At 54.0% G+C, this 13,235-nt stretch carries 10 protein-coding genes and 1 other RNA gene; 1 reads left to right on the top strand and 10 read right to left on the bottom strand.

Annotated elements, in window-relative coordinates:
- Positions 1 to 3: 3 nt before the first annotated feature.
- From IE076_RS23040 to IE076_RS09920, 6 genes are all read right to left on the bottom strand, one after another.
- Complete coding sequence (locus tag IE076_RS23040; protein WP_189436622.1) at positions 4 to 3,687, bottom strand: UDP-N-acetylmuramoylalanyl-D-glutamyl-2,6-diaminopimelate--D-alanyl-D-alanine ligase; 3,684 nt, start codon at positions 3,685 to 3,687, stop codon at positions 4 to 6.
- A gap of 113 nt (positions 3,688 to 3,800) precedes the next feature.
- On the bottom strand, positions 3,801 to 5,525 hold the full coding sequence (locus IE076_RS09940; protein WP_189436621.1) for a peptidoglycan D,D-transpeptidase FtsI family protein: 1,725 nt from the start codon (positions 5,523 to 5,525) through the stop codon (positions 3,801 to 3,803).
- Between the two features lie 11 nt (positions 5,526 to 5,536).
- The gene (ftsL, locus tag IE076_RS09935; protein ID WP_189436620.1) at positions 5,537 to 5,890 is read right to left on the bottom strand and encodes a cell division protein FtsL; all 354 of its coding nucleotides are present in this window, start codon (positions 5,888 to 5,890) and stop codon (positions 5,537 to 5,539) included.
- A 3-nt stretch (positions 5,891 to 5,893) separates the two neighbouring features.
- Positions 5,894 to 6,931 (bottom strand): 16S rRNA (cytosine(1402)-N(4))-methyltransferase RsmH, encoded by a 1,038-nt coding sequence (gene rsmH / locus IE076_RS09930; RefSeq protein ID WP_189436917.1) that lies wholly within the window; start codon positions 6,929 to 6,931, stop codon positions 5,894 to 5,896.
- Entirely contained in the window at positions 6,931 to 7,401 is a 471-nt protein-coding gene (locus IE076_RS09925) for a division/cell wall cluster transcriptional repressor MraZ (protein ID WP_189436619.1), read from the bottom strand. Before IE076_RS09925 ends, rsmH begins: the two co-directional genes overlap by 1 nt.
- A 697-nt stretch (positions 7,402 to 8,098) precedes the next feature.
- A complete protein-coding gene (locus tag IE076_RS09920; RefSeq protein WP_209009009.1) occupies positions 8,099 to 9,331 on the bottom strand; it encodes an MFS transporter in 1,233 nt (410 codons plus the stop codon).
- 69 nt (positions 9,332 to 9,400) lie between these two features.
- Between IE076_RS09920 and IE076_RS09915 the strand changes: the two genes are divergently transcribed.
- Positions 9,401 to 9,823, top strand: a complete 423-nt coding sequence (locus tag IE076_RS09915; RefSeq protein WP_189436618.1) for a helix-turn-helix domain-containing protein — start codon at positions 9,401 to 9,403, stop codon at positions 9,821 to 9,823.
- Between the two features lie 41 nt (positions 9,824 to 9,864).
- On the opposite strand, the gene pepT is transcribed toward IE076_RS09915, so the two are convergent.
- The 4 genes from pepT to rnpB all read right to left on the bottom strand — a co-directional run bounded on the left by pepT (position 9,865) and on the right by rnpB (position 13,212).
- The gene (pepT, locus tag IE076_RS09910) at positions 9,865 to 11,106 is read right to left on the bottom strand and encodes a peptidase T (protein WP_189436617.1); all 1,242 of its coding nucleotides are present in this window, start codon (positions 11,104 to 11,106) and stop codon (positions 9,865 to 9,867) included.
- Positions 11,107 to 11,195: 89 nt separating this feature from the next.
- Positions 11,196 to 11,816 (bottom strand): LysE family translocator, encoded by a 621-nt coding sequence (locus IE076_RS09905; protein ID WP_189436616.1) that lies wholly within the window; start codon positions 11,814 to 11,816, stop codon positions 11,196 to 11,198.
- A gap of 82 nt (positions 11,817 to 11,898) precedes the next feature.
- Complete coding sequence (locus tag IE076_RS09900) at positions 11,899 to 12,714, bottom strand: alpha/beta fold hydrolase (protein ID WP_189436615.1); 816 nt, start codon at positions 12,712 to 12,714, stop codon at positions 11,899 to 11,901.
- Between the two features lie 102 nt (positions 12,715 to 12,816).
- Positions 12,817 to 13,212: RNase P RNA component class A (gene rnpB / locus IE076_RS09895), an RNA gene on the bottom strand.
- Positions 13,213 to 13,235: the final 23 nt, after the last annotated feature.

Genomic DNA, 13,235 nt, shown 5'->3' with positions numbered 1-13,235 from the left:
ACCTCAGGACTCACCGGTTGAAGCCGGTTCAGGAAAACGTTTCTTCAAAGCATCCACAAGCGGACCCATCCGGGTGCCCAGGGAGCCCTTCACCATTACAATGTCATTGGGACGCACTTCCGACAAAAGGTCTTTTTCCAACTCATCGGAGGTTTCTGAATAGGCACCTCTGGTCTGCGCAGGCAACTGGTCCCAGAGCATCTTCATATGAGTACCCACACAATAAACCACGTCGATCTTGGCGCGCTCCAGCTCCTTAGCAAGGTCTGCGTGCAACGCTCCAGACTCTGCACCTAATTCGAGCATATCCCCCAATACGGCGATGCGGCGGCCATTCTTCACGACCGGCAAGCCCGCCACCAGATTGATAGCTGCCCGCATACTGGCCGGGTTGGCGTTGTAGCTCTCGTCAACAAGCAAAGCTGTGCCGCCGTTCACATCAAGAACAGTCTGTGCGCCGCGCCCTTTAGGAGCAGACATTTCCGCCAGTGCAAGACCAGCAAAGGCAAGGTTTGCACCCAGCTCCATGACCCCGGTCAGCACACCCAGAGAGTTGATCACATGGTGCGCGCCAGGAGCGCCAATCTTGTATGAGATTTCCTGCCCCAGAATATTTGCGTTCAGGCAGGAACAATCAGGATTTGCCGCTACCTTCTTGGCAACGGACTGCGCGCCCGGCTGCATGCCAAAGCTGACGATGTTCTTCACACCAGCCACAGCGGCAAGATAACGAAGCAGATCATACTGGCGATTATCCCGATTAAGGATCGCGACACCGCCCGGCTCGATCCCAGTGAAGATCTCAGCCTTTGCACGGGCAATGTCTTCAACCGAGTTAAACGCTTCCAGATGCACCGCCTCTACCGTGGTCACAATAGCCACATGCGGACGTACCATCTTCACCAGCGGTGTAATCTCACCGCGATGGTTCATGCCGATCTCGAAGATAGCAAATTCAGTATCCGCAGGCATGCGTGCCAGTGTCAGCGGAACGCCCCAATGGTTGTTAAAGCTCGCCACAGGCGCATGGGTGAGGCCGGATTTGGAAAGACACAGCCGCAAAGCTTCCTTCGTGCCCGTCTTACCGACCGAACCAGTCACCGCAATGATCCGTGCCTTGGAACGTGCGCGAGCAGCAACACCAAGGCGCTCCAACGCTTTAAGCACGTCATCGACAGCCACATAGCGACCATCTTCAGGCAGCTCATCCAGCTTGTCGCGCGCAACAACAGCAACAGCAGCGCCATCCTCAAGGGCAGCGCCAGCAAACGCGTGACCGTCGAAATTCTCCCCCTTAATCGCAAAGAAGGCCTCTCCGGGCTGAATTTCCCGGCTATCAATGGAAATTCCGGTTATGTCATCACTTAGATCACCGTGAACATCCCCATCTACCGCCTCCAGAAAATCAGCAAGCTGCCATAGCGGCCCACGATCTATTTCAGGCAGTTCAATCATTTGCCGCTCATATTCCGACTTAATTTCCGGATCCAATAGGTTGATATGGGGGACGATAGTCCAGTCAGGCTTGTCGATTGCTGACCTGCGATGTGTTTTTTCTAGCTTTAATCCCTCAGAAGCAACAATCTTCGGCATGCGGGACAGTTCTTCAGAAGCAGTTGAACTGCCTTGATCTTTTGAACTCTCCTGCTCCTCCTCCCCAGTGGACTGCGATACATCCTCTGAGCCCTCGGGAGCAACCTCTTCCAGAGCGTCATCCGCAGGAAATGCATCTGCATCCGCCTCAGAGCCTACTTCCGACTCCTTGACGTTCTCCGCTTCTGCTACTGCTTCGACTTCCGGTTCCGCTTCTGCCTCAGCTTCAATAGCCGCAAGATCGCTCAGCAGCTCGTCTTCAAGCGCTTCAGGCGTATCTTCCGCAACAACCGGGAAGCCGTCCTTTCCAAAGTCTGGATCATGGCTCTCGACATCAGACAGCTCCGCATCAGCCAGCTCATCAGCGCCAAGAACACCTTCTTCTAGCGCCAGCCAGTCTTCTTCCTCGCTGTCCCGCTTATGATCAGGATTTATCGGCACCTCTGCCTCAAGCTCCTCAACACCGGATTGAACAGCCGCCAGCAAATCATCATCATCCAGCGCTTCTGCAGCAGCTACCTCATCAGCTTCATCGCCGAGAAGATCCATCTCATCCAGATCAAGACTGATCTCTGGCAAATCCCCCTCAGGAGCAGCTGTTGCTTCGGTTCCATCTGAAACCTCTGCAAGCGCCTTTAAAATTTCCTCGTGATCAGAGAACGGATGAACCTCAGTCCCGATAATCTGCCCTGTTTCGTGGCCCTTGCCAGCCACACACAGCACATCCCCTTCCTGAAGCATCTTCACCGCCTGGTGAATTGCCAGCGCCCGGTCTCCGATCTCCAACGCAGCAGGACACGCAGCAACAATCTCCTCGCGGATCTTGTCGGGGTCTTCTGTGCGCGGATTATCATTGGTCACGATGGACACATCAGCAAGACGCGCCGAGATCTCACCCATCAACGGACGCTTGCCCGCATCGCGATCACCACCGCAGCCAAACACATTGATCAGACGACCCGCCGCAAACGGACGCAAGGCAGCAAGCACATTTTCCAGCGCTTCTGGTTTGTGAGCGTAATCGACAAACACAAGAGCGCCGTTCTCACGGGTGCCCACATGCTCAATCCGGCCCGGCGCACCACGCAAAACTATCAGGGCTTCCAAAGCCGTTTGCAGGGGCACGCCAGCACAGATAGCAAGACCAGCTGCGATCAACGCATTGCTCACCTGAAAATCACCTGCCAGCGGCAAAGCAACAGAAAACACGCCCTCAGCCGTTTCCAGCTCCAGAACCTGGCTGAACCCGTCCGGTTGAACACTGAGAACCTTCAGGTCCTCACCAAGAACACCAACAGTAAAGGTCTTCAGACCGCGCTCTTTGGCAACCTCCAGAACCCGGTCCGCAAACTGCGCTTCCGGATCAATAACGACCACACCATCATCCGGCAGCAAATCACGGAACAACCGCAGTTTTGCCTGCAGGTACTCTTCCACCGTCGAATGGTAGTCCATGTGATCACGGCCAAGATTGGTAAAGCCTGCCGCACAAATGCGTACACCATCCAGACGATGCTGATCCAACCCATGGCTGGAGGCTTCCATCGCCGCATGGGTAATCCCATCCTCAGCCAGACGCTTCAGGTCTTCATGCAAGGAGACCGGATCAGGCGTAGTCAGGCCACCATAGCTTTGCCCTGTAGAGGTGACGGTACCAATCGTCCCCAAACTGGCAGAAACCAGCCCGGCATATTCAAAGATCTGCCGCACGAACACCGCAACAGAGGTCTTGCCCGCAGTTCCGGTCACAGCAACCATCTTCTCCGGCTGATTGCCGGAAAAAGCTGCAGCCATCAGGGCAAGTTCGTGTCGCGCATCCGGCGCAGCAATCAGCGGAACCTGCTTGGCCTGTTCGCGGATATCATCGGTAACGCGCTCCGCATCAATCAAGATGGCAGCAGCGCCCGCCGTGACGGCTTGTTCGATAAACTCGGCACCATCCACTTTCGCGCCCTGCAGGGCAGCAAAAACAAAACCAGGCTCAACTGCCCGACTATCAGCAGTAAGCCCCGAAATGGTGAGAGCGCCAGCACTGTCGGGCCCATCGCCTGCAGCAGCGTCTATCTCTTGTTTTGTAAGGTCTTTAAGCAACATGGCGTCGATATGTCCGGCCTATGAGACATGAATGTGGCAAACCGGTCGAAGGGAAAACTTCTCTTTAAATTTCCCCAAATTCTCCGTGTTTCGCCTCATTCAAAATCTCCTGTTTAGTTTCGGCTCTGATAGGAAACCGGAATTGTCTCTGCGTCATCTACAAAATCAGGCACCACGCCGAGCATTGGTGCAATTCTGCGGATAACAGATGCCGTAGTTGGTACAGCATTCCACCCGGCGGTGGCAAAATGTTGCCCTTCTACTTTCTGCGGCTCATCCAACAAAATCAAAACAAGGTACTGGGGATTGGATATGGGGAACGCCGACATGAAGGAGTTCAGGTAAAGGCCCTCAATATAACGACCATTCACCACCTTTTGCGCTGTTCCTGTTTTACCACCAACATCATAACCTGCCACAGCCGCCCGCCGACCCGAGCCACGCTTTACATTCTCTCGGTTCAGGTAGCGAAGGATCTCACTGGTTTCCGGCTTGATAACCTGCTTGGCAAGCTTGTCAGCCTCTTCCTGACTACGAGGAAGGAAGGTTGGCTCAAGATATTTGCCGCCATTCACCAGTGTTGCACCGGCCACTGCCATTTGCAGCGGTGTAATGCCAAGGCCGTGACCAAACGAAATAGTCATAGCTGCAAGCTCATTCCACTTAGGCGGAAGCAAAGGCTTGGCAACACCCGGCATCTCGGTATGCAACTTTTCAGTCAGGCCCAGCCTTTCCAGAAACTTCTTTTGTTCCTCAATGCCCGCCTTCTGCATAATTTTGATGGTGCCAATATTGGAGGAGTAAACGAAGACCTCGGGCACGGTAAGCACACGATGCTTGCCGTAGTAGTCGTTAATCGTACGACCTGAAACGCGGATAGGCTTGGTTGCGTCAAACCCATCTTCCAGCTTCACCTTGCCGCTATCCAGCGCCATTGCAATGGTGATACCCTTAAAGATCGACCCCATCTCGAACACACCGCCGGTCACACGGTTCATACGCTTCTTCTCAAGCGCTTGCTGGCGGTTGTTCGGGTCAAAGTCCGGCAGCGACGTCATGGCGATCACTTCGCCAGTATCAACCTTCAGCACCACGCCCATAGCAGCCTTGGCCTGATAGTATTCCATGGATCGACGCAATTCATCTCGAACGGCATGCTGCACACGCAGATCAACGGAAAGCGCGACTGGCTCCATCGTCCGGTCCTGCGTAAAGCCCAGCTCCTGCAGGTCCTTCAGCCATGCCTGATCGACATACTTCTCCATGCCGGACAGACCCTGATTGTCCACGTTCACCGTACCAAGAATATGGCTAACCGTTTGCCCGCCCGGATAAAACCGCTTATTGCTCTCGCGGAAACCAACACCCGGAAGCCCCAGCGCATGAATGGCCTGACGCTGCTCAACAGTGATCTCGCGCTTCAGCCATGTGAACATGGAGTTGCTCTCAAGACGCTTCTTGATTGCAGGCGTATCCAGCTCCGGCAAAACGGTGATCAAACCATCAAAGACCTCATCAGAATCCGGAATCTTTCGCGGCTCGGCGTAAAGCGCAGCACTCTTAATATCGGTCGCAAGGATTTCACCATTGCGATCAACAATATCAGGGCGCGATTGCGCCACAGTGTTCTGCGCTGCAAGGAAGCTCCCAGCCGGACTCCCATCCTGCAAACCAAGCAGGATCAGACGACCTGCAATGGCCCCGTAAACCATCACAAATATCGTCATTGCGAAGAAGATACGAGACCGCCCCGGACCACGAACCCGGATTGCACTGGTGCCATGATTGCGCTTCAAGTTAGCCTGCCTCAGAAAGGAGCTGTCAGCTTTTTTCGCCACGAACCCCTCCCTTATTGTATGGATGTAACGCGACTGGCGTAACCGCTCATCGCATCAGCAGAAACTGGCTCCATCAGAACTGGCTTAACCGGCAAGGCCTTCAGTGTCGTGATCTGCTCGGCACGCAACGGTTCCAACTTGAGAATATCGTTGTAACGATCAACAATACCCTGCAACCGGCCCGGCTGATTAAGCACACTCCACTGGGCTTTGTAGTAGCGGATCTCATCCTTTTCCTTGGCGATCTCGGCAGAAAGCGCACGCACCTGATCGGCAAGGTTTTCGTTTGACATTTTAATGTCGTAAACGAGCGCGGCACCAATAACCACCGCAACAACAAAGAACAGATTAACGAAGCGCAGCATAGCCTAGCCTCCTAGTCCATGGAATGAAGCAAGGCGCGGAACGCCGGCCTCATGAATATCTAATGGTCGTGCAGGCGCATCCAGCCGGCGCCCTGCTCTCAAACGAGCAGAACGAGCGCGCGGATTGTCAGCAATCTCATCAACGCTGGCATCCTGATTGCCCTTTACGATAAATTCAAAAGTTGGGGGCGGAACATCCACCTCCGGCATGTGGCGCGAACCGCCACCGCGTGTTTTGCAACGATCCGCAAGGAACCGCTTAACAATACGATCCTCCAGACTGTGGAACGTCACAACAACCAGCCGCCCGCCCGGACGCAAAATCCGCTCAGCAGCAGCCAATGCACCAGCCGCCTGATGCAATTCACCATTCACGTAGATCCGCAGCGCCTGAAAAGTGCGCGTCGCCGGATGAATACTGGCTTTTTTCGGGTTACGCTTCACCACCTTCTCGATAACGCGAGCAAGCTCCAGCGTCGTCTCAAAAGGCTTTTCCTCGCGTGCCTGACAAATGGCATGTGATACGCTTGAAGCACGCTTTTCCTCACCAAGCATTCCGATGATGCGTGTCAGGTCCTTGCGCTCCATGGTGTTCACCACATCCGCAGCACTTGGCCCATCCTGCTCCATGCGCATATCCAGCGGCCCGTCAAACCGGAACGAAAACCCACGTTCCGCCTGATCCAGCTGCATGGACGAAACACCAAGGTCCATAACAACGCCATCAACCGCGTCATGACCAAGCGCCCGTGCGTGCTCGTCAAGATCAACAAACTGCCCGTGAACCAGCTTCAAACGCCCATCGAACTCCTGCTCCAGAGCCCGACCATCACGGATCGCATCCGGATCCCGATCAACACCAATCACACTGGCACCAGCTTCAAGAAAGGTCCTGGAGTAACCACCGGCACCAAACGTGCCGTCAATAATCACATCACCCGGCGCGGGGGCCATTGCCTCCCGCACCCGTTCCAGAAGGACTGGAATGTGACGCGCTGGTCCGCCAGCGATACCGGATTTGTCTCCGTCGCCGCCCGTCATCATAGTGCCCCTCCGGCTGCTGTCTCCGGCGCTCCGCCGGAAGACAATACTGCAAGCGCCCGCTTCATGGCCTCGTCGCGGTGCTTGGCGAACCGTGTCGGTTCCCATATCTGAAACTTGAACCCTTGCCCAACAAACGTGACTTCGCTGTCAATACCAGTGTGGTTACGGATCATCTCAGACAGAACAATCCGGCCATCCCGATCAATCTTCAGGGTTTCACTGGCACCATAAAGCGCCGTGGACAGAGCATCGTACTCCATGGAAAGCGTCGAAAACGCATCTAGTCGTTTCTGGATTTCAGCAGTAAGTCCGAAGCCACCTGCATCAACCGCCTCCTGAAAAGGAGATGGAAAGCAGTAAAGACCTTCAAAGCCGTCCTTCGCCAACGCCGCACGGAAGGGCGCAGGGATCGATACACGACCCTTTGCATCCACCCGATTGGTGAAGTGCGAAACAAAACCAGCCATTGGTCCCCTCTTAATGAGCCAGATCTTCTTGATCTGTCACCGGCAGCTCAAACAACTCCCCACCCCTTGGAAAGTCAGCGCTCAAATCAGGCAAAAACAACAAGATTACAGAAGTACAAACCGGATTTCCCCGGAAGTCTATGGGATACCATGGGATTGCATGGGACGTCAATGAACCCACCGTCTCAAACGGAAAAGAATGCCCCTTAACATCTGATAGTTATCACCAATTATGGTAAACGAAGTATTGATAAGAGTTTACGCAGGGATTTCTGCGGGTTACACGCGTATAAAATACGGTCACAACCGGAAGTACACACAGTTTTGTGCGGAACCAGAAGAAAGAATTAGACGAAATTACGCTAGGTATTTTTCACCTATCGGACACACTCTGCGGCCCACATTCCCGCTCTGGGCCATGCGATCCCATGAGGTACCACCAAGTGGTGGGGCAATTTCCCATAAATACCCGAGACCGGCCCAGCTCAACGCATTCATGTCATGAGTGAACCAGACACCGCACGGTCCGCTCCACCAGCTCTTTCTGACTGCCAAGCGGCAACCCCAGCAATAGAGCCAACAGCAGCAACAACTTAAGATGTATGAGGAGAGAGTTCACGTATTCTTCAAAAACCCCTGCGCGCCTCAGCAAAGTCACATGACGATCAGTCAAAACTGAGAGGCGCAGGCACCTGCATTAGCTTTCCGCTCGCACAACCTCAGTTTCTGTCCGGCGGAGCGCACGCCACAGGAAGGTGGTCAGCCCAACAACGGTCATACAGGTCAGTACCGCAGCAACCACCTGAAACGTGCCCGCAAACCCAATGGCTGCAATCATCGGAATACTCACGAAGACGGAAAGGAACTGGCCAAGAAACACCGAGGAGGTCAGCACCCCGCCCACCATACCTCGCCTTGTGCTTGGAGCCACCTGCAGTGCAATAGCCGGAAAGTTCGGCATGGCAAGTGCGTACCCCGCCCCCATAGCAGCCACTCCAAAGAACACGCTCCATGTCTCTTGCAATGTCAGCAGCAACAACCCGACCGTCATAAACCCGTAGGCCAATGTAAGAGCACCACTAAACCCGATCCGCGCCTTGATACGACCGTAGAGCAGCGCTGCAGTACCGCCTGTCATCATCAATACACCCAGTGCCGCACCAGTCATGCGCGCACTATCGTAACCTTGGCTGTCCAGAAAGAATGGCAGCTGTGTCGGCATGAGAAAGAAGATCATGTTGGTCGCCATTTGCAGCAGCGCTAGTACCGCCAGCAACCAACCCCACAGGGCAGCCCCATCATGCTCAGCACCTGCGGCTTTCCGCACTGTTACTGCGGATTTCACCGGCTCACTGATATGCCGCCACAAGAACGGCACCATGAGCAGAGCCAATCCATAAATCGCAAACGGAAGTCGCGGAGAGCTCACCGCCAGCAACCCGGCCAGCGAGATAAACAAGAACCCACCAAAGTTACGCGCCGAGGTCTGCAGCCCCATCAATGAACTGCGCTGGTCGCCAACAAAATAGTCCCCAATCAGAGCCGTCTGCGCGGTCATCACCATCGCCACTGCAACCCCGAGCCCAAGACGAGACACCAACATACTGGCAAGATCCGGTAGAAACAGCCCCGCACTCCCCGTCACAGCAAACAACAAGACACCAGTAAGCAACAAAGCCCGCCGACCATATCGATCAGCAATCACCCCGGCCAACGGAGCACAGACTATAACGCTGAGCGATGGCATTGAGACCAATAACCGGGAGAACCACAACACATTCGGATCATCCTTGAACATCTCCTCCAATCCGGCCAACGCCGGGCTGATAGTCGCATTCGCCATAACCGTCAGTGTGGCCGCCATTAAAAGAGCAATCGCTCTAGGGTCTCGCCAGACCTCGTGCTCCTGCGTTTCCAACATCTGTTTCATCTTGGTATCCCCTTGCAAATTTTCGCTGTTGCAAGCAAGATACGACTTCAAGTCAACTTGAGGTCAAGTATGAAGCTGCTGGATATTGGCGAGATCACCGAACGCTCAGGCGTGAAGCCCTCCACACTCAGGTACTATGAGGAGGTTGGGCTTATTCATTCGGTCTGCAGACACGGCCTCAGACGCCAGTACGAATCCCAGATCCTGACCAGACTCGCGCTGATCACGCTGGCTAAAACCGGCGGGTTCTCCCTCACCGAGATAGCCGGAATGTTCTCTGAAGGAGGTCAACTTCAAATCCCGCGAGACCAAATCCGCGAGCGGGCCGACCTGATTGATCAGCAAATCAAGGAACTCGCCACCCTGCGCGACGCCCTGCGTCACGTTGCCGACTGCCCCGCCCCCAGCCATATGGAGTGCCCCTCCTTCCAACGACTGCTCAAGACAACAGGCAAACGCAAACCAGCAAAGAAAAAACCGCCGACCAGATAGCCGACGGTTTCAGATTTGTTCACAATAGTGCTTAGATGCGCTTACTTCGCAGCCCGCTCAACAAGCTTCAGGCAAACCTGCATCGCAAGCGCCATATCCTGAACGCTGATCCACTCCAGCGGGCCATGAATTTCCTGCATGCCGGTAAAGATGTTCGGGCAAGCCGTCCCCTTCCCGGTCAACAAAGCGCCATCGGTTCCGCCGCGGATTGGCTTGGAAGAGACTGTCAGCCCAACATCTTCATAGGCAGCCTTCACCAGATCAACCGGCTTCATATCATCGCGCAGCCAATGGTGCATATTTCGGTATTGCTCTCTCACCTCACAGGTGATGGAGGCACGCGGCTCGCCAGCCTGGACAGCAGCACACACCTGCTCAAGCAGATCGGCTTTCGCTTCAAGGCCTTCCAACTCAAAGTCACGCAGAGCAAAATGTATCTCAGCTTCAGCAGCCGTTCCGTGCATATCTACGATGAAGATAAATCCGTCACGATCATCAGTGACCTCAGGCGTCATCGTCGCCAATGGCAACGTGGTGATGATCTTGCCTGCCAAATGCAGCGCATTGACCAGCTTATCCTTCGCGTAGCCCGGATGTACGGAAACACCAGTGATTTTCACCGTCGCGCCATCGGCACAGAAGTTCTCGTAGTTCAGCTCACCAGCTTTGCCACCGTCCAGCGTATAGGCAAAATCAGCACCCAGATCAGCCGGCAGCCTGTCATGAACACCACGTCCAATCTCTTCATCCGGAGTAAATGCAAGGCGCAGTTTGCCGTGCGGGATCTGAGGGTTCGCCAGCAGATGGTGTGCAAGCGACATTACGATAGAAACACCAGCCTTATCATCTGCGCCCAGCAAAGTAAGACCGCTCGCCGTGATGATATCATCGCCAATCTTCTCACCCAGATAGCGGGAGTTTTCGGGAGACAGAGACAATTCGGCATTATCAGGGAAAGTAATCACAGAGCCATCATAGGCAGGGTGAACACGCGGCTTCACACCTTCAGCATGGTACGCTGGCGCCGTATCCACATGTGCCATCAATCCAACCACAGGCGCATCAGTTTCAACAGTTGCCGGAATAGTCGCAAGGACAACACCATAATCGGTCAGCTCAACATCACTGGCACCCATCTCCTGCAGCTCAGCTTGAAGCACCTTTTGCAGGTCAAGCTGGATCTGAGTGCTTGGGGAGTCCTGGCACGTCTCATCACTCTGCGTATCAATCGCTGTATATCGAACGAGGCGCTCTTCCAGTTCCTTGTCAAATTCTGTTCTCATAAAAGATCTCCTTGCAATACTTTCCTATCTGAGTGATGCCTCACCAACTTTCAAGCCGGAACACCCTCTGACAGCAAAATGAGACCGCTTTAGTGCACTTCATTCGCAATTTTCCCTGCAAAACCAAAAAGAACGAAGCCAGACAAGACCCGGAACCGGCGATATCGCGCTTGAGTGATAAAACGCGCCCGTAGAAGCGAGGCCAAGGCAGAGTAACCGCTTAAGGACAGCACCGAGATCCCACAAAACGTTGCAACCAGAATACTGGCCTGAGGAAGCAGTGCCATCTCGGAACTCATAACCTGCGGAAACAAAGCCACAAAGAAGAGGATCGCCTTGGGATTGGTCAGCGCCAGCAAAAAAGCTTCCCAAAACAACATCGTCCCGGAAACTGACTCGCGAACGTCACCTGACAGATCAATCTCCTCGCGCTTAAAGACAAACTTGAGCCCGAGCCAGATCAGATAGCCAATACCCAGCCACCGGAACACACTCCATAATATCTCCGAGGTAAGCACAAAACTCACCACCCCACCCGCACAAAACGCACCAGCAATCGCCAGCCCAAGTGTATTTCCCAAAATGGTCGGAAACACCCGCCCCATCCCCAACTGCGCCGCCCGGCGCACGGTGTTAAGAATAGCCGGCCCCGGCGTTACAATATTAGCTGCAGAAATCAGTACGAAAGAAAACCAAACCCAAAAATCCATTATTGTATCCTATTGTATACATCATAATAGGTTTTGGATACGTGATTAGCAAAGACCAGTCAACACCCTAAGATGCTTCCGGTTATTTCTCTGAAGACGAGTAGTCGGCCGATGACCGAAGAGCTTCACCAAGCGTATTTCCAAAAGCCTGAAGTGTTGAGTAATGCTCGGCACGATCAACAATGTGCAGCTGCGCATCCGTGGGCAGAGCTTCCTTGATGGCCCATGCCATTTCGCTGGGAGTCCAGGTATCAGCCGCCCCATGCCAGAGCTCAGTCGGGCAACGGATATCAGGCAAAATAGCGGACCAATCACTGACATAGGCCTTCAAATACGCAGCGTAGCTCTCGTGATGTCTGACAAGGCTGTTCGCAAGCCCAGCCTGCAGCACGCTTGCCACCTCAGGCCGCTCAATGAGTTCTTTCTCTTGTGCGCCACACTTTGCAAAGAGCCCTTTCAGCAAAACAGTAGGTCTCATGCGGAAAAGCAGCCCTTGAAGCACGATCAGAACCGTCAGCAATCGTGGAGAAGACCTTGCGATCTTGAACACAGGTGCCCCAGCCGTTTTGGGAAGAAAATCACCAAGGGTTAAAGGAGCCGCCGATGAAACCAATGTAAGCTTCGCAACTCTCTCAGGACGGGCTTGTGCAATATGCGCTGCCGCCATCGTCCCAATCGAAAAGCCAACTAGGTGAACCTTGGCCTCTTCATAACCAGCAGTCATCTCATCAAACTGCCTGACACAAGCCTCTTTAGGATCTCCTTGCGCAGCAAGAAGATTAGCCGCAACAAGTTCTACCCCAGCAGGCAGCGCATCTTGTAAGAAAACGCTGTCGTGTTCACTTCCAGGAACACCGTGGCAAAAGTATATGAGTTTCAAAGGCTTTTGATTTGGCATACGAACTGCCTCAATAATCAAATAAACATTGCGTTTGCGCTGTCTCGTAAATCAGCAAGCAGACCAATCAATAAAGAGACAATCTATTTCTTCGTAAAAGAAAATACCAGTCGGCCTGTAAGCCGGGTTTTGTAAGGCACAGGGTGTTACGCCTGTACGTGACGGCAATTCATCTGGGATGCCCATTACTGAACACCTCTAGCGACCAACCCGGGCGGTCAGGTCTGGAAACGTGACTGGAAGTAAACTTCCGTGCCGCCCCTATTCGGTCTTGCTCCCGGTGGGGTTTACCATGCCGTTTTTGTTGCCAAAAACGCGGTGGGCTCTTACTCCACCCTTTCACCCTTACCAATGCGTGCACTGGCGGTTTGCTTTCTGTGGCACTGTCCCTAAGGTCACCCTCGCCGGACGTTATCCGGCACCGTGTCTCCATGGAGCCCGGACTTTCCTCCACTGCGGCCTTTCGGCACTTGCAGCAGCAACCGTCCGGCCGACTGGTGCACCTGAACTACGGAGCCAAA

It is taken from the genome of Pseudovibrio japonicus (genome assembly GCF_014651595.1).
Lineage (GTDB): Bacteria > Pseudomonadota > Alphaproteobacteria > Rhizobiales > Stappiaceae > Pseudovibrio > Pseudovibrio japonicus.
The sequence above is the reverse complement of the archived record's forward strand: the minus strand, read 5'-3'. Positions and strand labels throughout refer to the sequence as shown.